The 23,396-nt window shown below is 36.3% G+C and carries 25 protein-coding genes and 1 other annotated feature; of the genes, 2 read left to right on the forward strand and 23 right to left on the reverse strand.

The window, feature by feature from the left end; all coding sequences use genetic code 11:
• Nucleotides 1-123: 123 nt before the first annotated feature.
• From C1A05_RS08650 to C1A05_RS08685, 8 genes are all read right to left on the reverse strand, one after another.
• Nucleotides 124-465, reverse strand: a complete 342-nt coding sequence (locus C1A05_RS08650; protein ID WP_102027799.1) for a DUF3147 family protein — start codon at nt 463-465, stop codon at nt 124-126.
• Nucleotides 466-864: a MarR family winged helix-turn-helix transcriptional regulator gene (locus C1A05_RS08655; protein ID WP_102027800.1), complete on the reverse strand. Its 399-nt coding sequence runs from the start codon at nt 862-864 to the stop codon at nt 466-468.
• A gap of 233 nt (nt 865-1,097) precedes the next feature.
• A complete protein-coding gene (locus C1A05_RS08660) occupies nt 1,098-2,195 on the reverse strand; it encodes an ABC transporter permease (RefSeq protein ID WP_102027801.1) in 1,098 nt (365 codons plus the stop codon).
• On the reverse strand, nt 2,195-3,445 hold the full coding sequence (locus tag C1A05_RS08665; RefSeq protein ID WP_102027802.1) for an ABC transporter permease: 1,251 nt from the start codon (nt 3,443-3,445) through the stop codon (nt 2,195-2,197). Before C1A05_RS08665 ends, C1A05_RS08660 begins: the two co-directional genes overlap by 1 nt.
• A 13-nt stretch (nt 3,446-3,458) precedes the next feature.
• Nucleotides 3,459-4,391 (reverse strand): ABC transporter ATP-binding protein, encoded by a 933-nt coding sequence (locus C1A05_RS08670; protein ID WP_102027803.1) that lies wholly within the window; start codon nt 4,389-4,391, stop codon nt 3,459-3,461.
• 118 nt (nt 4,392-4,509) lie between these two features.
• Nucleotides 4,510-5,142 carry a response regulator gene (locus tag C1A05_RS08675; protein WP_102027804.1) on the reverse strand — a complete coding sequence of 211 codons (633 nt, stop codon included), beginning with the start codon at nt 5,140-5,142 and terminating at the stop codon, nt 4,510-4,512.
• On the reverse strand, nt 5,078-6,277 hold the full coding sequence (locus C1A05_RS08680) for a sensor histidine kinase (RefSeq protein ID WP_102027805.1): 1,200 nt from the start codon (nt 6,275-6,277) through the stop codon (nt 5,078-5,080). Before C1A05_RS08680 ends, C1A05_RS08675 begins: the two co-directional genes overlap by 65 nt.
• A 419-nt stretch (nt 6,278-6,696) precedes the next feature.
• On the reverse strand, nt 6,697-7,158 hold the full coding sequence (locus C1A05_RS08685; protein ID WP_102027806.1) for a VOC family protein: 462 nt from the start codon (nt 7,156-7,158) through the stop codon (nt 6,697-6,699).
• Nucleotides 7,159-7,499: 341 nt separating this feature from the next.
• Nucleotides 7,500-7,731 (forward strand) — a binding site (T-box leader).
• A gap of 325 nt (nt 7,732-8,056) precedes the next feature.
• On the opposite strand from C1A05_RS08685, the gene thrS reads away from it, so the two are divergent.
• Nucleotides 8,057-9,268 (forward strand): threonine--tRNA ligase, encoded by a 1,212-nt coding sequence (thrS, locus tag C1A05_RS08695; protein ID WP_102027808.1) that lies wholly within the window; start codon nt 8,057-8,059, stop codon nt 9,266-9,268.
• A gap of 229 nt (nt 9,269-9,497) precedes the next feature.
• On the opposite strand, the gene queF is transcribed toward thrS, so the two are convergent.
• From queF to C1A05_RS08715, 5 genes are all read right to left on the reverse strand, one after another.
• Nucleotides 9,498-9,983, reverse strand: coding sequence for a preQ(1) synthase (gene queF, locus C1A05_RS08700; RefSeq protein ID WP_234998435.1), 486 nt, complete (start codon nt 9,981-9,983; stop codon nt 9,498-9,500).
• A 22-nt stretch (nt 9,984-10,005) separates the two neighbouring features.
• The gene (locus tag C1A05_RS08705) at nt 10,006-10,554 is read right to left on the reverse strand and encodes a VUT family protein (RefSeq protein WP_102027810.1); all 549 of its coding nucleotides are present in this window, start codon (nt 10,552-10,554) and stop codon (nt 10,006-10,008) included.
• Nucleotides 10,555-10,761: 207 nt separating this feature from the next.
• The gene (locus C1A05_RS18025) at nt 10,762-10,911 is read right to left on the reverse strand and encodes a hypothetical protein (protein ID WP_159462041.1); all 150 of its coding nucleotides are present in this window, start codon (nt 10,909-10,911) and stop codon (nt 10,762-10,764) included.
• A gap of 493 nt (nt 10,912-11,404) precedes the next feature.
• The gene (locus tag C1A05_RS08710) at nt 11,405-11,542 is read right to left on the reverse strand and encodes a sporulation histidine kinase inhibitor Sda (RefSeq protein WP_102027811.1); all 138 of its coding nucleotides are present in this window, start codon (nt 11,540-11,542) and stop codon (nt 11,405-11,407) included.
• Nucleotides 11,543-11,696: 154 nt separating this feature from the next.
• Entirely contained in the window at nt 11,697-12,539 is an 843-nt protein-coding gene (locus tag C1A05_RS08715; protein ID WP_102027812.1) for a DUF4037 domain-containing protein, read from the reverse strand.
• Between the two features lie 196 nt (nt 12,540-12,735).
• Here C1A05_RS08715 and C1A05_RS08720 point away from each other — a divergent pair, with 196 nt between their 5' ends.
• The gene (locus C1A05_RS08720; protein WP_102027813.1) at nt 12,736-13,488 is read left to right on the forward strand and encodes a YqcI/YcgG family protein; all 753 of its coding nucleotides are present in this window, start codon (nt 12,736-12,738) and stop codon (nt 13,486-13,488) included.
• Nucleotides 13,489-13,993: 505 nt separating this feature from the next.
• Here the strand turns inward: C1A05_RS08720 and C1A05_RS08725 are convergent.
• From C1A05_RS08725 to C1A05_RS08760, 10 genes are all read right to left on the reverse strand, one after another.
• The gene (locus C1A05_RS08725) at nt 13,994-15,475 is read right to left on the reverse strand and encodes an MDR family MFS transporter (protein WP_102027814.1); all 1,482 of its coding nucleotides are present in this window, start codon (nt 15,473-15,475) and stop codon (nt 13,994-13,996) included.
• A gap of 434 nt (nt 15,476-15,909) precedes the next feature.
• A complete protein-coding gene (locus tag C1A05_RS08730) occupies nt 15,910-17,370 on the reverse strand; it encodes an alkaline phosphatase family protein (protein WP_102027815.1) in 1,461 nt (486 codons plus the stop codon).
• A 217-nt stretch (nt 17,371-17,587) separates the two neighbouring features.
• A complete protein-coding gene (locus C1A05_RS18290; RefSeq protein ID WP_255398297.1) occupies nt 17,588-17,668 on the reverse strand; it encodes a putative holin-like toxin in 81 nt (26 codons plus the stop codon).
• A 253-nt stretch (nt 17,669-17,921) separates the two neighbouring features.
• The gene (locus C1A05_RS08735) at nt 17,922-18,845 is read right to left on the reverse strand and encodes an MBL fold metallo-hydrolase (RefSeq protein WP_102027816.1); all 924 of its coding nucleotides are present in this window, start codon (nt 18,843-18,845) and stop codon (nt 17,922-17,924) included.
• Between the two features lie 125 nt (nt 18,846-18,970).
• Nucleotides 18,971-19,399: a hypothetical protein gene (locus C1A05_RS08740; RefSeq protein ID WP_145997304.1), complete on the reverse strand. Its 429-nt coding sequence runs from the start codon at nt 19,397-19,399 to the stop codon at nt 18,971-18,973.
• A gap of 831 nt (nt 19,400-20,230) precedes the next feature.
• Nucleotides 20,231-20,854, reverse strand: coding sequence for a hypothetical protein (locus C1A05_RS08745; protein WP_102027818.1), 624 nt, complete (start codon nt 20,852-20,854; stop codon nt 20,231-20,233).
• 155 nt (nt 20,855-21,009) lie between these two features.
• On the reverse strand, nt 21,010-21,924 hold the full coding sequence (locus C1A05_RS08750) for a S66 peptidase family protein (RefSeq protein WP_102027819.1): 915 nt from the start codon (nt 21,922-21,924) through the stop codon (nt 21,010-21,012).
• A gap of 60 nt (nt 21,925-21,984) precedes the next feature.
• Nucleotides 21,985-22,107, reverse strand: coding sequence for a hypothetical protein (locus C1A05_RS18425; protein WP_255398293.1), 123 nt, complete (start codon nt 22,105-22,107; stop codon nt 21,985-21,987).
• Nucleotides 22,108-22,134: 27 nt separating this feature from the next.
• Nucleotides 22,135-22,350 carry a hypothetical protein gene (locus C1A05_RS08755; protein WP_102027820.1) on the reverse strand — a complete coding sequence of 72 codons (216 nt, stop codon included), beginning with the start codon at nt 22,348-22,350 and terminating at the stop codon, nt 22,135-22,137.
• 148 nt (nt 22,351-22,498) lie between these two features.
• A complete protein-coding gene (locus C1A05_RS08760; protein WP_102027821.1) occupies nt 22,499-23,299 on the reverse strand; it encodes a pentapeptide repeat-containing protein in 801 nt (266 codons plus the stop codon).
• Nucleotides 23,300-23,396 lie beyond the last annotated feature (97 nt).

Consider the following 23,396-nt stretch of genomic DNA (forward strand, 5'->3'; position numbering starts at 1 on the left):
CAATTGGATTACTTACCGTTTATTGAATCTGCTCCTTAATTAGATATTACCATAATATTCTAAAAATTCTTTCTGGAAATATAAAAATTTCTCTAAACTCCTTAAATTTCGATTTGTTATAATCTACGAGAAAAATACCTCTGTTAATCGTTTTTGAATGAATAAAAACATCCCCCATCCCATTATTCCAAGCATGATTGCGAATGGTAGTCGAATGGAATGTTTAAATGCGAGGTAAATTACGACTAGCATAACTATTGTTGCTGGCAGACCAATGATTACGCCTAGAGTGAAGTGAGAAATATTATGATTGGATTCCCCTTGAACACGTAGCCAAATAATGCTTAAAATACTAACTAATGGTAAGGCAGCGATAATGCCACCATACACAGGAAATCGCCTAGCTAATTCCGTAATAATACCAATAATAGCCGCTGATGTAATAATCTTGATCAATAAATACATTTATTTCGATACCTCACTTAGTAATTGAAATGCTTCAAGAACTTTATTTCTTTCCTCTTCTGATAATTTGAATAGTGCCACACGTAATTTATCCTCATCCAATTCAGTATTCTTTTTTAGCATCGTTAATCCAGAATCGGTTAATTGTAAATAAACCTTACGTTGATCCTGCTCATCTCTATCTTTCTTTAACCAGCCTTTACGCACTAACTTTTTCACATGTTCTGATGCTGTATTATGAGAAATGGATAAATGCTCTGCAATATCTCTGATCATGACAAATTGCTTTTTTTGCACCAATTGTAATATCCTCACATTTTGGTGTGAAATAGGTTCTTCATGAGCAGCATGAAGATAAAAGTAAATATCAGTAAAGGATTCATTTATTTCACGAATCACAAAACCACCCCATGTATCGTTTTAATAGATTATATCGTAATAAACGATATAATTTCAATGAAAAGTTTCTTTTAAGTGTAAGGTAGGACCTTCTTATATTCATACAAATTAAAAAGTCGAGTCTTTTTAGGGAACAAAGAATCTCTTATCCCCCTATAAAGACCCAACTATAGTAAGTTCCTATTTCAAATAGATTTCGCACTTAAGCAAACAAATGTAAGGTAAAACCTCCATCACTTCCGTCTCTCACCTAAATTAATCCCAATCCCCATATACATCACTGCTAATAACAGCATGAATGCAATTGGTAATAGAATATCTCCCCATCCCGCATTATACAAGGCAACATCAAGCATTGCTTCAACAGCATAGCCTAATGGGAAAATATCGGCTAAAACAGTAAAGACAGGATTATCCATTACACCAGGTGCCATATAAAGACCACTAATACCTGGAATTATTGGAAGTAAGGAAGGATAGATCATATAAAACTTTTCTGGTGTTTGTGCAATTCCCGTAATAAGCATGGCTAAGCTCACCGCACTTAATGTAAATACTGCAGCAATTGTTAGAATCATCGCAAAGTTACCAATTTCAAAGTCAAATACATACTTAAAAAGAACCAAGACGACAACCATTTGGAAAAATCCTATAATAAAACTATACACTAAATGTCCAGAGTACATTCCAACCTTACTGACAGGTGACAAAATGAGGCGATTCCAAACACCACTTACCTTATCTGCATTGATGCCATTTACTTTAAATCCAATCGTAAACATGGCGATAAACAATGTAAATACAAATAACAGCTGCTTCCCCATATCATGTTTGGTGAGCTCTCCACCTTGTATTGCTTCTGTTTCTACTAGTAAAGGGGCATTTTCTAAATAGCTTTTCACTTCTTTTCGAATATCAGCTGTATTTTCCGTACCAGTTAATGCCTGCAATTCCGCTTCTTCGGTAAATATTTTGTGCACCTCTTGCTCTACCAACTGAACATTTGGCATATCGGATGACGTAATTAACCGATAATCATGTTCCATTACATGAACAGCTACATCCCTTTTTCCTTCTGCAACTTGTTCTCTAGCATCTTCCTCACTGGTAACTGTAAATTCAATGTCGCTATTTTCATTTAATATCGTTACCCACTTTTCTTCAATCTCTTCTCTTTCTGGACCAGAAGCAAAAATGTCCACTTTACTCTCTGTATTCTCTCCTATATTTCCAAATAGAAGCGTTGCTAAAATACTAAGACCAATAAATAAGAGAATTAAAAATGGTTTTCGTTTGTCTTTAACCCACTGAGCATAGATCACTGGATACATTAGAGTCGCCCCCTTTTTGGAAACATAGACGTAGCGATAACAACACAAGCAGCAAAGAAAGATAAAAGATAGATCAATGGAAGACCTAACGCACTCCAATTACGGAACTGAACCCAGTCAATCACAGCTGTCTGTGTTAGACCATTTGGTGTATATTCTCCCACCATTTGCATAAATTCAGGTAGTCCATCTAAAGGGAAGAAGCTTCCACCTAACACCCCAAACGTCATCACAATCAGCATAAATAGGCCACTTGCTGCGTTACTATCCTGTAAATATAATGTTATCGTTGTAAATAGTGCAGAAAGACCTGCAATGGCAATCGTATATGCTGTGAACATTGCAATTAGTCCAATCCAAAACTCTAGTGATTTTCCGGGAAATACATTTAAAATAAGTTGAATTATTGTAAAGGTAATCGCCACTTGTAACCATATAATGATTAAGGTAGATACAATTTTACCGATTAAATAATGGAATGGATTACTATTTGTTAATAAAATTCGATTAAAGACCCGTTCTCGTTTTTCTGTTACAGTCTTAACGGAAACCGTGTGAGCAATAAAAAGTGGGAAAAGCGTCCCCATTGCAATCGTAAAATATAGTGCGATTGTATAGGATTCGGACTCTTCTACAAATTCCATTCCTCCTTGGGGCAAAATTGGCTCTGCTTGTTTCTCACTACTTTCAAGAGCGAATTGCATATTAAGCGAATTCGTGAAGCTTTGTACCAATTCTTCCAGTGTCGTTACTTCTGTTGACTGCTCATCCGCCAAAATTTTCAAGCTAGATTGAGACTGTTCCCCTAGTAGTGCGTTTGAAAGCATATGATACGTATATCCATTTGGCACCTTCAATATTGCGTCTAGCTCTCCGTTTTCTACTTGCTTGATCGCTTCCTTTTCTGTTAATTCGGTTGCCGTCACCCATTCCTTCATATCGGGGTTATTCAGAAATTCTTCCACCATTTGAACAGGTTGAAGGGTTGTCGATTGGGCAATCAACGCTTCTTTTTCGGAAACAGACATTTCCATATCTTCAAGTGTCGTTTTAAACTGTTGGACACCTGCTGCTACGTCATCCTCTTGCACAAAGCCAATAGTTAACTGAATTTCCTTATCGTCCGAGAATAGACCAGAAAAGGCAAAGTTTAAGATAACGATTAGGATGATTGGAAGTATCAGACTGATCAATATCTCTTTACGGTCTCGCCAAAAGACGAGCAGATCCTTTTTTATAAATGCTCCCATCTGATTACCTCCTTTAATCCCGCAATGTTTTTCCAGTCAGATGTAAAAATACATCTTCTAAACTTGGAATTTCCACTTGATAGTTTAAGATTTGAATTCCTTCTTTATCAGCAGCATGGACAAGATCGTTAAGTAAGCTTTTGCCCTTTCTCGCAATAATGCGAAACCCTTCTGATGTTTCCTCCACCTGCAGGACTTTTGGTAAAGCTTTAATTGTTTCCATCAATGTATCACTTCGATTGCTAAGCTCTACTAGAATCGTATCCTCACTGGACAAAATGCTTAACAGTTCGTCTTTCGTACCAGATGCAATTATGTTCCCATGGTCCATAATGTACACACGGTTACAAAGCTGCTCTACTTCCTCCATGTAGTGGCTCGTATAAAGCACCGTCATTCCACGTGTCTCATTTAATTGCTGAACCGTCTCTAAAATGTGGTTTCTAGATTGAGGGTCAATCCCAACAGTTGGTTCGTCTAATATCAAAATTTGCGGATGATGAAGCAAGGCGGCAGCGATATTAATTCTCCTTTTCATCCCACCGGAAAATGTTTTAATCAGTTCTTTTTGTCGGTCTTTTAAGCCCACAATTTCAAGAACCTCTTGGATTCGTTTTTCGAGTATGGCTTTTTTCACCCGATAGGCTCTACCGAAAAATTTTAGATTTTCATAGGCGGAAAGCTCCTCATATAAGGCAATTTCCTGTGGCACAACACCAAGTACATTACGAATTTCTGAGGAATTCTTGATGGTGCTTTTTCCATCTAGCTTTACATCCCCAGATGTCGGACGTAACAACGACGAAATCATAGAAATGGTTGTAGACTTCCCCGCACCGTTTGGTCCTAGCAATCCAACAGACTCTCCTTTATTTAAATAGAGATTTACCTCATCGACTACTTTCTTATCTTTAAAACGTTTACTAAGCTTTATCGTTTCTAGCATTGCATACAGCTCCTTTAGACTTTGTTACTGTTAGAATATAAAAAAAGAAACAGTATCACTACTGTCTCTAGTCACGAATTATCTTTTTCATCATTACTTTCATCATTTTCATTTTCAGTTAAACCAAATTGTGCCGAATTGCATAGATAGCAAGCTGTGTGCGGTCTCGCAAATCTAATTTTGTTAGGATTTGACTCGTATTGTTTTTAACAGTACCAATTGATATAGCGAGACGTTGTGCAATTTCGTTATTACTCAAACCTTCGCCAATACATTTCAAAATCGCCCGTTCTCTTGGGGTTAACGTTGGATCTGGCTCTTTTGTGTCTTGTTTTTTCATCAATTGGGGTACGACTTTGGCCGCTACTTGGTCTTCAAGCGATAGACCACCTTTTAATGCACTTCGAATTGAACGAAGCAAAGATTCCGTATCACCGTTTTTTAAAATATAGCCACTAACCCCAATTCGCAGCGCCTCCATGACATAATGATCATCATCAAAAGTCGTGAGCATTAAAATTTTCGTGTTTGGCCATCGGGATTGTATGACTTTGGCTGTTTCTAAACCATCCATTACTGGCATACGTATATCTAAAATAGCTATATCGAATTGCTTCTGTTCACATAGTGCTATTGCTTCTTTACCATTATCGGTCTCCCCAGTAACGGTGAATTCTTCCTCTGTCTCAATCATCATCTTTAAGCCTTGGCGCACCATCACTTGGTCTTCCGCTAGCAGTATTCGAATCAACCTCATCACCTACATTTGTTATTTTCAAATAGCCACTAATTAAAAATTTACCCTCAGATTGATATACTTTTAATCCCCCATTATGCTGCTCTAATCGTTCGCGCATGGAGCTTAACCCAAACCCTTCTTTATAAGTTTGATCACTAGCTACGGAATTGCTAATTTCGAAGCGAAAAATACTACCACCAGGTGCTTCAAACATAATTTCGGCTTCCTTAGAGTCACTGTGCTTCATAATATTTGTTAAGGCCTCTTGTACACTACGATAAATAACAAAGGATTGCTCCCCGGTTAGTAGGGTAGTAAATGCACCATGTTTAACGGTAAAATGGATTCGTATCAAGTTTTCTAACTCTAATCTACGTATAAGCCGAATAATTCCAGGAACCCCACCAGGATCATTGGATTTTAACGATTTAACCGCTCTTCGGGTCTCCTGCAGACTTTCCTGTGCCAGATTTTTTAGAGATTGTACGCGCTCCTTATAATCATCCGTTGCTTGTAACCGAAACATTTCCAGCTGCATAATCAGTGCCGTTAGTCGATGCCCCACAGAATCATGAATTTCATGAGCGATTAGTACCCGCTCCTCCTGCCTTGCCAATTCTTCCTCCGATACTGCCCTGCGTTTCAATTCACGGTATTCCATATACATCGCCTGATAGCGTGCATCTAAATCGGTTAGCTGATCCTTTGTCTTTTTATAAAAGTGCATCGCTATTAGTAGGAAACACATATAGAGTATGCAACAAATTATAAGTAAAGGTTTAAGATTACTAGATAAAATCGATCCTGTTAACCCGAATATACTCACACCTGCAATTAGAAAACTATATGGAAGAGTTAAGCGATAAAATCCTTCTGCAATCAGCAAGGATAAAATTAGAATTAGGAATGGATTAAACGCTCCATTATATGGAAATAAAACTGCAACTGCAACAACTACATTCACACAAGCGAGCAGTGCCAATAAACGCTCCCATTTCTCAATTAAAGGAACGATAAAAAATGATAGAAAGTAAAAGGTAACACCTAATATCGGTGCCGGTAACACCGTTTTATTTAAATCTATGTATACAATCGCAAATGGCCAGACAATCACATGTAATACTAGCCATAACCAATAAGACTTCATTCGGTAAACCCCTTTTCTATAAGAGGATATGGACTTCTTTATCGTACCATTATCTATTGTGTGGGACCAAGGTGGATGTTGTTTTTCTTTCTTAATAAATAGTTGTGGGATTCGAACTTTAGGATTACTTAATTCAACAGTTATTAGGTAGAATCCTTTTATTTTAAGGTAAAACATTTGGAGGGGTATATTTATTCTACTTTGAGGAGTACTTTTAACAGGTTAAGGTATGGATTGCAAAATGGAAATTCACAGAACAAATCACAGTTATATTTGCGAGTATATTCACAGCCTGTTCACATGAAAAAGTAGTTTGGTTATCCAAGCTACTTTTAATGTGAACAAAGGAATCTTATGCCGATAAAGCCCCGTTACCTTTTGTGTATTTTTACACGCTTAATGAATAATCTTCAATATTTTCATTTACTGCTTATCAAATTCTCCCATTCATCAAATGATAATTTTTCCGTAATATGTTTTAGTTCATTAGGAACAGCAACGAAACACATTAACTCTAAACTTTTCCCATCAGGATCATCAAAGTATACCGAGGCATTTCCTTGATTAGGTCTTACGAAGGGCTCAACCGATATTCTTCCTCCAAAAGGAACTGTTTTAACTTGTAATGATTCAAGCCATTTTAAAGACTCTTTTAAATCCTGATATGTGACACGGAAAGCGATATGTCTTAAAGAAGGATGATATTGCGTTTGGTACTCATCGCCTTGCCATAGCCCTAACCAGCTGATACCTTCTTCTATCCAAAAGAATGCTGTATCTTCATCGCGCCAAGCTAACGTCAAACCTAATTGATTGTAAAACCTAATAGATTTCTCTAAATTTTTCACAGGTAAGTGTGCTTCATACAACCCCATAATCATAAACAAAACCTCCTTGAACAAATAATACCAACATCTATTAAATTATGGATACGTATAATAGGTGTACTTTTTCTACTACTTTAGTTGTACAACTTGATTATTTTTCGTATTTAACTAAACTGCTTTTTATGACAGTAGGAGTTTTGGCTCCACAACTCTCTCTTACAGCAAAGCCCCTGTAAGTATTTTGATAATAGTCACAAGTAGTTCCGTAATTAACACACAAATTCCGAATGCACCATAATTATTGGATATATATTGAGTAACTAGCTTTTAAATTTTGCTACTTGACCTTTTTCGTTATTTGCATTATTATTTTGTACAATATAAATCACAAATCTTATAAAGCTGGGAAAAGGACAAAAATCATTCATCATTTTCTTATCAGAGAACAGGGCCATTGGCTGAAAGCCCTGAAGAAAAATGAGCGATTTACCACCTTCGAGCTATTATGGGGAAATGACCAAAAATCAAAGTATCTATAATCGGGAAATCCGTTATCGTTTTGAGCATAAAGTATCTTTTGGTGTTTTATGGAATCAGGGTGGAACCACGACCGCACTCGTCCCTATTGTTGGGAGGAGTGCGGTCTTTTTTTATAAAATAAAATAGTTTGGCGATGAAAAGGACATGAATCATTCATTCATTTCTTTACAGAGAGCAGGGTCATTGGCTGAAAGCCCTGAAGAAAAATGAGCGATTTACCACCTTCGAGCTATTATGGGGAAATGACTTAAAATCAAAGTATCTATAATCGGGAAATCCGTTATCTTTTTGAGCATAATCAGCTTTTTGGTGTTTTATGGAATCAGGGTGGAACCACGACCGCACTCGTCCCTATTGTTGGGAGGAGTGTGGTCTTTTTTATTAAATTCATATTAAATTAGGAGGAGTTAGAATGTTTAATCAATTAGAGGCAGAAAAAAGAAATCATCGAAAGTTAGGTCAAGAGTTAGAACTATTTACTTCAATGGAAGAGGCTCCAGGAATGCCTTTTTTCTTACCGAATGGTATGGTGATTAGGAATGAACTTGAAAATCTGTGGAGAAAAAAACACCAAAAGGCAGGCTATCAGGAAATTAAAACTCCTATCATGATGAAACAGGAACTTTGGGAAAAATCAGGTCATTGGAATCACTATCAAGAGAACATGTACTTCTCCAGTGTAGACAATCAAAATTACGCAATTAAACCAATGAACTGTCCTGGTGCACTATTAATTTTTAATAGCAAACGAAGAAGCTATCGAGAATTACCCATCCGTTTTGCAGAGCTTGGATTAGTTCACAGACACGAACTATCAGGTTCTTTAAATGGACTTTTAAGAGTTCGTTCCTTTACTCAAGATGATGCACATTTATTTGTTCGTGTTGACCAGATTGAATCCGAAATTGATAAGGTACTTTCACTTATAGATGAGATCTACTCCCACTTTGGTTTTGACTATAAGGTAGAACTCTCAACAAGACCTGAGGAATATATGGGGTCTGAAAAAATCTGGGATAAAGCAGAATTGGCTTTGGAATCAGTATTGCAGGAAAAGGGAGTTAAATATCAAATTAATCCTGGTGATGGAGCTTTCTATGGTCCAAAAATTGATTTCCACATATTAGATTCCCTTGGTAGAAGCTGGCAATGCGGGACTGTTCAACTAGATTTTCAAATGCCCCAAAAATTTAATTGTGGATATATAGGCAATGATAATAATCTTCATCGACCAGTTATGATTCATAGAGCTATTTTTGGTTCTGTGGAGCGTTTTATGGCCATTTTAGTTGAACATTTTGCTGGGGAGTTTCCTCTTTGGCTGGCGCCTGTACAAGTAAAAATAATCCCTATTTCTGATACACACGCAAATTTTGCAAGTGATGTAAAGTTCCAACTAGAATCAGTAGGATTACGTGTGGAAGTCGATTACAGGGCTGAGAAAATGGGATTAAAAATTAGAGAAGCTGAAAAACAAAAAATTCCTTATATGATTGTCATTGGTGATCAAGAGATGGAGAACCAGTCATTATCATTAAGAAAGAGAAAAGAAGGAAACCTTGGTGTGATGAGCATAAAAGAGACAACACATCGGTTAATTGAAGAAATCAACCAAATGATATAAATTAAACGAGAAAGCCCAAGAAGGTTAATATCTTTTTGGGCTATTCCTTAAAATGATGATCTCGATTATCCATAATTATAATTCAAATGTGGCGTACATTCATTCCATATAATAAATTAATTCCACAAGTTAGGCGCATAATCCTTTAACATAATACGTTAATTCACCAAGAAAACTAATAAATCCTTTAACATAATGTATGAATTCCACATAATCCGCTACATTTTCATTATCGGTTATCCACTCTTTCTGGATACATATCATGCTGGAACAGTCTTTGCTTGGCCATTTCCTCATAAACCGTTCCAGGTTTGCCGTAATTACAATATGGATCGATGGAAATTCCACCTCTTGGGGTGAATTTACCCCATACTTCAATATATTTTGGATCCATTAATTCTATTAAATCCTTCATGATGAGATTTACGCAGTCCTCATGAAAGCCACCATGATTTCGGAAGCTGAACAAATATAATTTCAGTGACTTGCTTTCGACCATTCTTACATCTGGCATATACGATATGTAAATCGTTGCAAAGTCGGGCTGCCCTGTAATCGGACATAAGGATGTAAACTCAGGTACATTAAATTTCACAAAATAATCATTGTCTTTATGCTGATTTTCGAACGTCTCCAATATAGATGGGTCATAATCATACACATATTTATTATTTTGATTCCCTAATAGGGTTAAATCTTTTGTATCACTTTTCATCATTCACTCCACCTTTTCTCATTTAGGATGTATGGGCATTTTCCAATTCTTTATTGCTTACATTCATCCATGCTTTTAGGACTGCAACACCTGCAAATTGCATTAAGATTTTAAAGACAATTTGCCCTAAAATAGCATATCCGACTAGGTTCCATGGTAGGAATCCAGCACCAATTGGACTTAGACCGATTACAACAAACACGATACTATCTAGAATTCCACCTACGATTCCGGAATAAAGAACTCGCATCGTAATTGGTAGGTTCAATCTCGTATAGATTTCCGTATCCGTTGTCTCCGAAATTAGAAAACTTAGTGCACTAGCAAATACAATCCATAATGTATCCCCTAATAGATTACTAGAAATACCGGATAGCACTAATGCCAACAATATAATCCCATATGTCTTCGCTCTTCCATACTTGTTTTGGACCAAATCTCGTAAAATAAAGGTTACTCCAATAAACAATGTCCCATATGGAATAATGAACATTCCCCATTCAAAAGGTGGAAATTTTGCAGTTATAATATTCGCAAACACGATAACTGCAAGATACAGTAAAACACGCACAAACATCATCTCCCTAGTTTTTATTATAGAGGGGATGGTTTCGAACCCTCTCTTAAACACAATACCTGAAATGGGTAGGAAGCACAATAAATTTCATCATTGTTTAAATATTGTGAAAGTACATGCTTGATTCCATTAAAAAAGTTAACCTTCACCCTCCGTGCTTAATCGGGATCCGGTTAACTTGAATAGGAAGAATTTACGGTTTTACTTCCGTTGCAATGCCACTCCACCTGGTCGGTAATCATTCAGAAACTCCTTTTTCTTAGAAAATGCTCTTCTTACTTTTTCTACAAAAGATAAAGTTACCATTGTTACAAACACTGTTGCTGACACAATAATAAGAGAAGTCATCATACTCAACATCTCCCTTCCTCAATTATCAAATATTGCGTTTTTCAGCTACATTTTATCAAATACTACGTTAATTGCAACATATTTTTATATATTCTTTAAAATTCTTTATATTTTATTGGTTTCCTTTAATTTTATGAAAATTTAAATGTGAATTTGGTCTATTGTTACTACAAAAAAGGTTGTTTGTTTCACCCCATTCACTACCATATGAAGAGCTCTTGCACATGTGAACCTAATTTTTCACGCATGAAAATAGCGCCCAAAATCTATTCGGGCGCTTCTCGTTTATTTTTGTGCAATGCACTTTTTAATATCTAATATTATTTATCTATTTATTATATTTTGAGATGGATTCAAGACTATATCTTCATAATCATACAGAATCTGTTCAGAATCCTCCAAGTGCCAGTAATTATTCCACAGTTAAGCCTGATAATTTAACTGTACACATCTAGGGACAGGTTAAAGCCTCTCCTCTTGCCCCATTTTTTTGTTAATACTCATTATCGAAAAATGCTATTTCCCTTTTCATTAACTCTTCCTCTAATAGCCTTATAAACTCTTTATCTAACTCTAGCTCTAATGCCTTCTTGTAACTATCAAACAACTGCTCGTCTGATAAAGAATGCAAATGAAATCCTCCTTTATAAGTTAGAAACAAGTAGCGCTACTATAATACTTATACCACTAATGAAAAAAATACAAACCTATTACATGAGACTAACGTCCTGTTTACAGCTTGAACTCTGTAGCCATACACTAATCGTTTACGAAATTTTATATCGTTAGGTCGAGCTATTATTTCTTGGTCGCACAAAGGTTGACTTTTCTTTCACTGGAGTTAAATCCATCTGTGGATATTCTTTTTGAACTAATTCATATGTTTCTTGTACAATATTTTCTAACTCTCTTACACTATGTTTAGGATGCTCCACTAAAACAGATTGCAAACGCTGGACTAAATTATTTGGTAATAGTGTCATCTTTTCAGTCGATTGCTTTTGCCATTTAAATGCTGGGTGGTGCACATACATACGATTTAGGCCAAACAGTATCCCCATAATGTTCGTTTGTGTGGAAACGATTACGTTATAAAGCATTAACCAGTCTTCTCTACTTAAGAGTGCTTCTCGATTACTCCATCTACTACCCATGTCTAAGTAATTATTAATCATCGCTTGACTCAAAGCTTGCGGATATTTTACAACCTTTTTCTTAAGTTGGCGTATTACTATTTCCCCACCGAACACTCGCCCATCATGTATAGTAGCTACCAGGCATTGTTTCTCCAAATCGGTTTCAAATCGGCTTACAACATCATCGATCCATTTTTCAATCGTTGTTGTTAAAAAGTTACTAATCTCAAGATTCACCCCTTCCGTAATATACGTTTCAGACCATTCGTCATCTTCAAAATCATAGAAATCAATTACTTCTCCGTTCACCCGATTTATAACGTACTTTCGGTCATGGTCAGTTGGGTCTATTTTCCAAAAAACAAATAACTCAATATCTGAAAATTCATCATGCCAATTACGCGCAACAGATCCACCGAGTAAAACCGCTTCCACTTTTGAATTCTCCATATAAACGTTGGCAATGTCATGTGCTAGTTTCTTTAAATCCATTTTTATACCTACTTTTTTTAAATATAGTGATTCCGCTACTCTTCTTACGGATATCTTATGATGAAAGTTTCAAAACACCCTTATCGTAACGAGAGAAAATTATCACATTCTACGACATTCGCCCATATTCGATTGGACATTGACCCATTCTCCCACCTTCTGAATATAGTATAGAAGCGATTGGGAGGTGAATGTGATGACAGAGGGATTATATAAAGATACTCCCGATAACCGAAACACTCTCGATCATTGGAAAAGAAAGAACTTAGATGAATTCGAGGCGAAAATGACAGATAAGGAGCGCCCCTTTCCTTGCATTCCGGCTACCATTGGTTTTTCCTTAAATCATTTACGATACGCTTTTGTTGGAAATCCCTTGGAACAGTCGACCATAGCTAATTTTGCTGCTCTATTAAAAAAATACACCGAGGATTCCAGAAAATACGGGAAGTATACTTCGCTTATCGTGTTTTATCACTTACCTGAAGAAATGAAGACAACATATACCGTCGAGGAATATGAACAGTTGTTTTGGGAACAGTTACGTGCACTATCAGCAGTTGATGAAAAGGATTGGCCAGACGACATTCCGACCAATCCTCATGATCCTATTTGGGAATTTTGCTTTCATGGAGAACGATACTTTATGTATTGCGCAACACCCGCTCACGGGAACCGCCAAAGTCGTCACTTCTTCACGATGCTATTAGCAATTACGCCAAGGTGGGTACTGCAAGCATTTACGAAAACCTCTCACATGGATAAAATGAAAGCTCGAGTAAGAGAACGATTATCCAAATACGATAAAATCTCCATTCATCCGGATCTGAACAGCTACGGAGCTGAAGATAATTTTGAATGGAGACAATATTTTTTGCGAGATGATCATTCGAGACTATCCAAATGCCCATATCATCGGGTATTGGAATGGCTGAAAAAAGATCCGTAATTGCGGATGGAGCAATTGCGGATCTAGAATTGATTAAATGATTAACCTCACTTGTTGGATAAATTAGGGTTGTTGAATGATTATGGGTAGATTTTGCCGAAAAGTGATTGAGTGTTGCATGAAAGTCATAACATCTTGTTGAATTAATTGTAATGATAAAGGAATGTATGCTTATTCTCGTTGATTTAATTTCAAATTACGAATAAATCGTCCATCTCTAGCACGATTTGAATAATTCAACAGTGCGTAGTGATAATTATTTAACTTACGAATTTAATTCAACAAAATAGCGCATTAATCATTCAACATCTCTCATTAATTCAACAAAATAGCGCATTTTTCAATCAACAACCAAGTTTAATTCAGCAATTGGCGTTTATCTTTCAGTGTGATTCATTAATTCAATAAAATGGAACGTTAATCATCCAACATCCCCAATTAATTCAACAAAATAGCGTAATAAACATACAAAACCCCAAATTAATTTAACAAATTAGCACCACATTTATTTCGTTCCAATTTCTTCTTTTTCCTCAGCCACGACAGATTCCGCTCCATCCTCTTCCGTTTCATAGTCTGGAGAAACAGCTTTTTTAATAAACAAAGCAATAACAAATGCAAAACAACATAACGCAAGAGCGAACCAGTATGCATGATGCACACCTTGGGTCATGGCCGCATCTGTTACTTCTTCGGTAATAGGTCCCGCTGCATTTTCCAAATACTGATTTTGTCCATTCGTCATGATACTGACAAAAACCGATACCCCTAATGCGCCGGAAATTGGTTGTAAGGTGTTCGAGATTGCCGTTCCATGCGGATATAAATTTTTCGGTAGTTCATTTAATGCATTTGTTTGGGATGGCATCATGATTGCGGAAATAGACACCATCAACACGATGTAAACCAAAACAAATGACCAAATTGGCATTGCTGGTGATACATTGCTGAAGAAAATCATGACACCAACTAAAACAAGCGTTCCGGGAATAATTAGCTTCCTCGGACCAAATTTATCAAACAATGTTCCCATTACTGGAGACAATAAACCGTTGAGTATCGCCCCAGGCAGCAGCAGTAATCCAGCTACTTTTGCGGAATACTCCATTGGTCCTTGAAGGTACATTGGCATTACAATTTCTGATGCAAACATTGCCATAATTACGATGATGAAAAGGATAATACCGCGAGCATAGCTTTTGTATTTAAACACACGCACATCCAAAAGTGGCTCCTCTAATCGCAATTGGCGAATGACAAATAAAGTAATACTGATGACACTAATAGCGAGAACCCATATAAAAGTTGGGGAAGAAAATCCTGCCTCTGTTTCCCCAGCACTACTGAAGGCGTAAACCATGCCACCGATGCCGATGGATGATAAGAAAATGGAGAGAATATCAACTTTTGGTCGTGTTACCTCCCCTACATTTTGCAAGAACTTCCATCCGAAAATAATAGAAAATAGTGCGAAAGGAATAACAATGATAAACAACCAGCGCCAGCCTAACAAATCAACGATAACCCCAGATAACGTCGGGCCTAGAGCTGGAGCGAACATCAATACTAAACCAAAGATCCCCATGATTCTTCCACGAACCTCAGGTCGATAAAGCAACAGCAGCGCATTCATGATGACCGGAATGAGCAATCCTGTTCCAGCCGCCTGAATCATCCGCCCTGTTAACAACATCGGGAAGCTGAAAGCACATGCTGAAATCGTCGTTCCAATAAGAAAAATACTCATGACCCCTAAAAACATTTGTCTTGTGGTAAACCACTGTATTAATAAAGCAGATATTGGCATTAACACACCCATCACTAACATAAATCCAGTTGCCATCCACTGCACCGTAGTAGGCTTTACCTGAAACACATCCATTAATTCCGTTAGAGCAATGTTTAGTAACGTTTCATTTAAAATGGCAAAAAACGCACCAAACATAAAAGTAACTAAGACAATTTTTGAATTGATCTTATTTTCCATATGTACCTCCTCGAATAGAGGGAATTTTTCAATCCTAAGTAGAAATTTTAACCATTTATCCTGAAACTGTCTATGGATAACATTTTAAAAAATTATTAAATTTTGAATCCTTGATGGTTATGACTTTGAGGATTTTTCCAGATTAGAAATTAATTCATTGATTTTTGGTGATAATCATTCAGCTTGAATTCGTTTTTTAACAATGTATTTGTGAATTTAATTAGTTCTGTTTAATTTTTCAACAACTTAATGCGTTATTCATTCAATTCAGCTCATTTTTTCATCAACTTTGCGCGTTATTCATTCAATTCCCCCTCAGAATTCCACAACATCCAGAGATAATCATTCAACACAGCCATTTTATTCAACAATAACCCACGGAATTCATTCCATTCTCCCCAAATATCCAATCCATCCAATTTAATATCCATTCCCTAATCAACAACCAACCTTAAAATAAACTCCTTCATATCGACAAAACGGGGATAGGTTGGTTTTTCATCTGATCCTGTGATGATAAGTGGTACGAAAGATTCTTGTTTATGCAACGACCCGTGCGCGGCACCACTTAGGTGGAATGGGGTTAATTGGGCTTTGAAGTCACAGCCAGGTTTGGCATTTACAATAATAAATCGTCCTTCATGTGAGTGTAGTGCGCTATGTAGCCTCGCTAAAGCATCGGGATAGTCTCCAAAACTAACTTTATTGTCATCTGTTACATCTAAATTTAAAAGTTTTCCCTCACCATCCAACTCCCACGTTTGGTTATAGACATCCATATACTGGCCGTTAGGGCGAAAGCGGAGCGATCCTTCACGGAGACCGGAAGTCACATGTACCGCATCCTCCTCTTTCCAAGCAATAATATCGATGCGCGTGTCCGTTTTCAGGTCGTCCACTATCGTCTTCAGTGATAGATTTTTATCTAATACATAAATATAAGTCATTCGCTGATTAACGCAGAGAACGAGTTGGTCTTTATTCTTAACTTGCCGTTCAATTCGAGCGATACGGTAATTTTTCAATATCTTTCTTAGGTCTATAATAAATTCCTTGTATCTCGTCCCTGTTGGGGAATGTCCGTTATCCCCAATCACCATCCAAACATTTTGTTCAACAGCTTCCTCCCAGCTGGAATACATGTTTAAAATTTTCTGAATTTCTTTATCTATTTTTGATATACCCTTTAAATCCATGCGTCCACGGAAATGAATACGCGCATCCATATCTTGAAATATGCAAAAAGTGAAAGCTGGAAGATTATTTTTTCGAATTAAAAAACGGAGCTCTCTTGCGGTAAATTTATAATTTCCGGCTGCAATTTGGGGTGTGAATCCCCATTTTCTAAGCTTGGAAAAATGACCTAAAGACAGAATGGAGGGGCCTTGTGTTGTCCATTCTCCATTTTCAAAATAGGTTAGAGCACTGAAAAGCCTTGGGACATGTAACTTTTGTGGTGTATTACCTCTATAGACGAACGAATTAATAGATGCTGATACAATTCCCCGCTTTGCTAAATCCTCATAAATGGTACTTACCTCAGTGCTCATGTGTTCATTATTTAGACGATAAAGCATGTTGTGTGTGGTTCTTCTTACCCCTTGTCGTGTGGTTTCTCGAAATCCAGTTCCATAGTTCACAATCTCTTTCTTACGATAATCAAACCAGTTTAGACCAGGTATATGATGTTTATCAGCATAAGCCCCAGTCAACAAGGTGCTATCGATGGTGACTGACATTGTTGGGAAAGAGCTAACCATGTTTGGTATGTAATTTCCGTTTTCTTTAAGGAATTGTAAGGCAGGTGCACGCCCAGTTTGTGTTGCAATCTCTAATGGCTCTGGCATTAATGAATCGATATTGAGTAAAATAATTGGTTTAGTAGTCTGATTCATCGCTTGTCATCCTCACTTCATATTGGTTCTATTTGGTAAAATTAGTTTGGCTTTTCAACATTACTCTTACTCATATTTTGAGGTGTTCCATTTCAAGATATGGTCTTTTGTACAAAAATACCGTTGGTGACTAATCACCAACGGCTTGTACAATAGCCCTAAATTGAGGTAACTCGCTTCATTATCATCCAACTTGCTTGTCCGGCTTAGAGGATGGTTATTTTTTGATGCTTGTCATCATAGCAACAACTAAGGTTCCGAAAGAGATCATCAATACTAGTGTCTCGAAAACCGTCAATCTACCACCACCTTTCTCTTCTGAGGTGTTTGGGGCATCTTGTACAACATGATTGTAACAGATTGTTAACGTAAATAACAGAACACTTGTTCTATTTATTACCTGTATGATGAAATGTAAAACCTTAGTTTATAAATTGTTTTAATACGTAATAGGAAAATTCATAGAAAAAGGAGCTTGGATGTCCAAGCTCCTTTTTCTCCATATTTTTATTTATTACTTCATAAATACTACAAAACTTCGGTCATTATCCTTACATCGCTTTTATCACACTCAAGTTCCTTCTAAACAACTCACCGGCATCGTTATTTAAAGTTATCCAACCTTTATATTCATCAGGAACGTTGACTTCTTCCATGTTCTCGTTATCTTTTGCTAACTTTATTAACACATTAATGTAGTTCTTTAATTTAACCATATCTTCTTTTGCTCCGATTGGTCCGTGGCCAGGGACTGCTTTTTGAATCGGGAAGTTAGTTATTTCATCTAGCATCGTTACCCAATGTGATGGGTTCGAGTAGGCGAAAAATGAAGGATGCATACCTACAAATAGAAGGTCAGCCATAAAAATGATTTCCTCTTCCGGTATATAAAGGACAGCATCACAAGAAGTATGGCCGCCTCCAAGTGTCATAATTCTAGCTGAGCGTTTTGTTCCATAAATGGTAAATTCGTTGGTGAATGTGAGTTGTGGTAACACCAATTCTAGATGAGGGAGTGAGATTTCTAGTTCTTTTAAAACGTTTATTTCCTTTTCAATCTGTTCATCATTGGAGGTTTTATTTTGTTCAACAAGGGAATGTATGTATTTTTTCAAGCCCTCTATATCTGCTTTCTGTGCAGCAATTCTTTCTGGATGATCCTTTTTCATTTGTTGAAGGGTTTTTTGACTAGATAGTATATTACAATCTTTAAATACTTGGTTTCCTCTAATATGGTCGCCATGGAAATGACTATTGATTACCCATGAAACTGGTCGATTCGTTATGGTCTCCGCAACCATCCTCAAATCTTCCGCTGCCTGTTGTGTGTTAAACGTATCAAAAATGATGCTTTTGTCTCCTAAATCTATGAAACCAGCATTTCCAACCGCTCCACCACCATCTTTCGCAATAGCTGCATAAATACCATCACTTACTTTTTCAAGGTTAAAATGCTTTGAATGAAATTCAGTCAATAACTGTCCCCTCCTAATTGTATTGATTCAACCTTACAACCATTAACATAATATTTCTATATTTTTTTGGAAAAATCCATCTTTCTATCGTACTAGCACAATGGTTATTTCCATTACATAGCTACCTATTTAGGAAAAACACTATATTTCCGATCTATTATGGATATCAATATTGACAGGTGAAAGTATACATTAGCCGCTACAAATCCAAAAATGGAAAATGTAATCACTTCCAATCGGTAGACGTTTTCACTAAATAGTATAAGAAAAATGATACCTACCATAGTACCAGCATACGAATATAATACTAGTCCAGCAAAATATCTTACCCAACTCTTTTCTATTAATTTGAGTAAACTATCAATATAGATCGATAGTGGTAATCCTGCAAGAAAATACATCGGTCCAGAGTAGATAATAACAAACACAAACAACTCAAAAAAACCAAAATAATAAGTATTAGGATTCTGCTGGTAGCTGGGTACATAGGAAAAGCAAGAATATAGTGTAGCAAATAAAATAGCAGATAATGCAACTGTTAATAATCTTTTCATTCGATCACTCTTTCCGTGCTGCAATAAATAAAAAGTAATCTCCTTTGACTTTTATTTCAATTAAACGTTTCCTAATTTAATATATCTATTAATTTACTTAGCTTAATCGTTAATCGTCTTTTGGATATGTACGGATGTGTAACCACTAATCCTCCCAACACTAATGCATCTTCACTCCATTCTTATGAAGCTAAGAACATATTCAGGTTTTATATTAATAGTACGCCTTGTGCAAAAGGTTTAGATTGGCGTGCGAGTAATTTTCATTTTCGGCTTGTATTTTTCAAAGTTCGGCGCGTAAATCAGAAATATGGACGAGTATTTTGCAGAATAACTCGTATTTTCAATTATAGAAGAGTATTTCCATCTATTCGGCGAATAAAAATGGACAATAGACGCGTATATAAGATTCCAACGAATAAATTGTTGATACAGACAAGTAAAGTTTTCTTCTATACGAATAAAGCTTCTGTATAAACGAGTATTTATCTAATTTCTAGATTTCCCTCAAAAATTAATGCAAAATGGTTAAGAGTTCTGCTCCATGGCCCCATTCAAGAATTAACTAAAGCTTTTTCTTATAATCGTGCCAATTACGATCCCAAGAAAACCAGCTATAATAGTACCAATAACCAATCCCCAGTTTATTTGTTCACCCTGCACCAAATTCCAAATGAACTCAACTGTTCATATTCCTGCGATAAATGCGATCCAAATCTTCATTATATTTTTTCCCAAATAAAAACCTGCCCTTTTTTTCTAACGAAAGCAGTCACAATGTGGGATTCTTACTAACAATGCTACCAACGTAGTGAAAATTTCGTTAAAATGTTAATAAATACGATTACTCCACTTAGTTGAAGCCTCATATCCTTTTAGTAAATCTACCCAATAATTATCGGTAATCCCTTCTTCTGCATAGTAGTCAAAAAATTGATTAGATTGCCCTCTTGTTCCAACCTCTGCTGTAAAATGTAATGTGTCTTCTATAACCTCTATGTATTCCTTCATTTGATTTTTCATTTTAGTCATATCTTCTATTTGCTCTGTTGACAAACGAATCCTATCTCTATCAAACGGAATTTCTAAATTCATGAAATAGTGATAATAGTCACTATTAACAATTGTAATTTTGTTATAATTAAAATCTTTTAATTCTCCAATATACTGAGCAAAATTTGCAACATCTTGAATATCAAAAACAATTTCACTAAAATTCAATGCCAATTCATCTTTCTGTGCAATAGTTAACATACCACTCTTTAAAACATCCTCTAATATCCCCAAGCTATAGGATGTTGAGGAAGTAATCCCAACTATTTGATTCACTATTTCAGAAGAGAGATATTTTTCATAAGCATTATTTTTGTATTCTGAAAGTATCCATAAGGTAAGACAAACAACTAAACACACACTTAATAGTAAAGACACTAAATTAAACTGCTTCATTTGCAAAAACATCCCACCTTACAATGGTACTTTTTTGGAGTGCATGGTTCCCTTAAAAAATAAAGTAAATTTTATGAAATTGTCTCTATCATGTTTCGTTTCATAAAAATGATTGTTATAAGAGTCGGAATAATGCTTTTACAATACATCTATACTCGAATCTAATTTTTAATCACACCAGAGTCAATAACTAATCTAGGAGGGAATGTAGTGAGTTTTGCGTTTACTCCAAGTGGCACACCATAATTAGGCTGGCAATGTCCAATATAAAAATTCTCCACAACTGGGAATGACACACATTTGAAGAAATCTTTTACCACTTTTTTTATTTTCGCATTTTCATTTGGTTCCACTTGAAAATTACCAACAACCACGCCTTTGACTTTACCAAACACGCCAGCTTGTTCAAGATGGGTTAGCATCAAATTTATCTTAAATGCTGGTTCTTCGACATCCTCAATTAATAGGATAGCTCCATCCGAATTCACTTGATAAGGTGTACCTAGTCCATTGGTAAGCAAAGTTAAATTTCCACCTACTAATCGACCTTCTACCGTACCATTAACTAGAGTGTTGAGTGGCGAATTACTAGAATCATAGGTAAACGAATCTCCCAAGAATAAAGGTAAAAATGAGGATACGGTTTCTGCAGTTCTTTGTTCATCATTTAAATCCGATCCTATCATCGGTCCGTGGAAAGTAACCAAATCACTAAACTTTTGAATTGCATTTAGAAGATACGTAATATCACTATATCCCCAGAATATCTTAGGATTTCTATTTATCATTTTGTAGTCAATCATCGGAGCAATTCTTGCAGTACCATAACCTCCGTTAGCACAAAAAACCCCATGAATAGTAGGGTCTAGGAAGGACTCGTGCAAATCAGCTAGTCGCTTTTTATCTATAGCGACAAGATCATCGTCCTCATCAAACACGTGTCGTCCAAAGACGACATCAAGTCCCATATCTTCAAGTACACGTTTCCCTTCTATCAGCTTATCTTCCTCTGGCCGACCGGCTGGAGCAATAATGGCAACACGGTCACCTTTTTGTAAAGCAGGTGGCTTGATCATATCCTTATCCCCTTTGCCAATATATTGGCTCTCTTTCACTAACAAAGCTTAAACGTGTCACTAATTAGAAAACAATCCGATAACCCCAATAACCATCAAACCTAAAACAATTACCATCACTGCAGCTACGGTATATAGTACAAACTTTTTCACAACCTTATCCACTTTGCTTTCGTCACTCATATAGCTCTCCCCCTTTACACTAACGGTTCAAGAATTAGAACTCTTTATCACCTTAAATGTTAAACTAGACAAAATAAACGAAAAAACGATAAGTAATGGTATTACGATAACAAGCGCTAGTAATTCTGTTTTGTAATGATAAGGTACAAATGCTTCCCATATTTCTCCTGTTATTTTCCATAACACAATAAAGAATAGTATGGTAAACACATAATAAATAAGTTTTTCAAAAATGTTATTCATTCAAAAAGTCCCTCCCTATACAGCGTTAAACTTGTAAAATATCCGGTTCATTCATCAAAAGTTTCTAAATCCTAACTATTCCCCATTTCAATAAGCTTCAGCAGCACCTAACTGTTCCAATACTTCAATCGCAAATTCTTCAAATAGCTCAATACCAATGATCTGGTTTCTTTAAATAGCTCGGAATTTTTGTATGATTGTCTCCAATTGCGGAATTTATTTGTGATTGAGTAAGAAATAGTGCATCGGATAAATCTGCTCCTCTTATATCTGCATCACGAAGATCAGCGCCAATGAAGTCAGCCTTTCTTAAATCACTGTTTCGTAGGTTGGAAGCAATTAATAATGTTCCACGAAAGTCTTCACCTTGTAGGTTTAAACCGCTTAAGTCTGCTCCTATGTAGTCTACATCTTTCCTTATCCTCTTCTTTTTACTAGTGTTACCTCTATACAGTTTACTAGTCTCTACTAAAAGAGCATTAACAGAACTTCTTTGCTCTACAATATCTGTCCCTAATATTTCCTTAGGTTTCATTTCAGTTAGCTGATTGGTTTCAATGTAAATCTTTTGCAGACGAGAATGAATAGATTGTGTTTCTTTTAATGCCAAGGCTTGTTTCAGGTACCAGAGCATTTCGTGAAGCTGTTGCACAAGAGGAAATACAGCAAACATTTCTTCCGCATGTTCAGCATCTTCTCGCCAATCCTTTCCAGTATAAATAGATTGTGAAACATGCTGGCCAGCACCAAAACACTCATAGGATACACAACCACGGAAGCCCTTCTCCCTTAGTTGATCATGGATATGACACAAGTTATTGGAACATAAATTTTGACAAGGTTTACCTCCATCCTTGTTAAAGGGAAAATCAGCTGACTTCCCAAAAGGTAAGGCAACACAACATAATCCAAAGCAATTTTTACAATCTGACGCTAATTCTTTACTCATTTTATAGCACTTCCTAAAGTACTCGAATATTTTTGGGTTTCACTTGACGTATTTCTAATTTTTATACCGCATCCACAACCTAGCGAAGGCAACAAAG

The organism is Salirhabdus sp. Marseille-P4669 (assembly GCF_900240405.1).
Lineage (GTDB): Bacteria > Bacillota > Bacilli > Bacillales > Alkalibacillaceae > OEQK01.

Bases quoted from the DNA above. Each gene is read 5' to 3' on its own strand.
- C1A05_RS08650 (WP_102027799.1), bottom strand. From the start codon at position 465: ATGTATTTATTGATCAAGATTATTACATCAGCGGCTATTATTGGTATT.
- C1A05_RS08660 (WP_102027801.1), bottom strand. From the start codon at position 2,195: ATGTATCCAGTGATCTATGCTCAGTGGGTTAAAGACAAACGAAAACCA.
- C1A05_RS08665 (WP_102027802.1), bottom strand. From the start codon at position 3,445: ATGGGAGCATTTATAAAAAAGGATCTGCTCGTCTTTTGGCGAGACCGT.
- C1A05_RS08670 (WP_102027803.1), bottom strand. From the start codon at position 4,391: ATGCTAGAAACGATAAAGCTTAGTAAACGTTTTAAAGATAAGAAAGTA.
- C1A05_RS08680 (WP_102027805.1), bottom strand. From the start codon at position 6,277: ATGAAGTCTTATTGGTTATGGCTAGTATTACATGTGATTGTCTGGCCA.
- C1A05_RS08685 (WP_102027806.1), bottom strand. From the start codon at position 7,158: ATGATTATGGGGTTGTATGAAGCACACTTACCTGTGAAAAATTTAGAG.
- thrS (WP_102027808.1), top strand. From the start codon at position 8,057: ATGTTTAATCAATTAGAGGCAGAAAAAAGAAATCATCGAAAGTTAGGT.
- queF (WP_234998435.1), bottom strand. From the start codon at position 9,983: ATGAAAAGTGATACAAAAGATTTAACCCTATTAGGGAATCAAAATAAT.
- C1A05_RS18025 (WP_159462041.1), bottom strand. From the start codon at position 10,911: ATGATGACTTCTCTTATTATTGTGTCAGCAACAGTGTTTGTAACAATG.
- C1A05_RS08715 (WP_102027812.1), bottom strand. From the start codon at position 12,539: ATGGATTTAAAGAAACTAGCACATGACATTGCCAACGTTTATATGGAG.
- C1A05_RS08720 (WP_102027813.1), top strand. From the start codon at position 12,736: ATGACAGAGGGATTATATAAAGATACTCCCGATAACCGAAACACTCTC.
- C1A05_RS08725 (WP_102027814.1), bottom strand. From the start codon at position 15,475: ATGGAAAATAAGATCAATTCAAAAATTGTCTTAGTTACTTTTATGTTT.
- C1A05_RS08730 (WP_102027815.1), bottom strand. From the start codon at position 17,370: ATGAATCAGACTACTAAACCAATTATTTTACTCAATATCGATTCATTA.
- C1A05_RS08740 (WP_145997304.1), bottom strand. From the start codon at position 19,399: ATGAAAAGATTATTAACAGTTGCATTATCTGCTATTTTATTTGCTACA.
- C1A05_RS08750 (WP_102027819.1), bottom strand. From the start codon at position 21,924: ATGATCAAGCCACCTGCTTTACAAAAAGGTGACCGTGTTGCCATTATT.
- C1A05_RS18425 (WP_255398293.1), bottom strand. From the start codon at position 22,107: ATGAGTGACGAAAGCAAAGTGGATAAGGTTGTGAAAAAGTTTGTACTA.
- C1A05_RS08755 (WP_102027820.1), bottom strand. From the start codon at position 22,350: ATGAATAACATTTTTGAAAAACTTATTTATTATGTGTTTACCATACTA.
- C1A05_RS08760 (WP_102027821.1), bottom strand. From the start codon at position 23,299: ATGAGTAAAGAATTAGCGTCAGATTGTAAAAATTGCTTTGGATTATGT.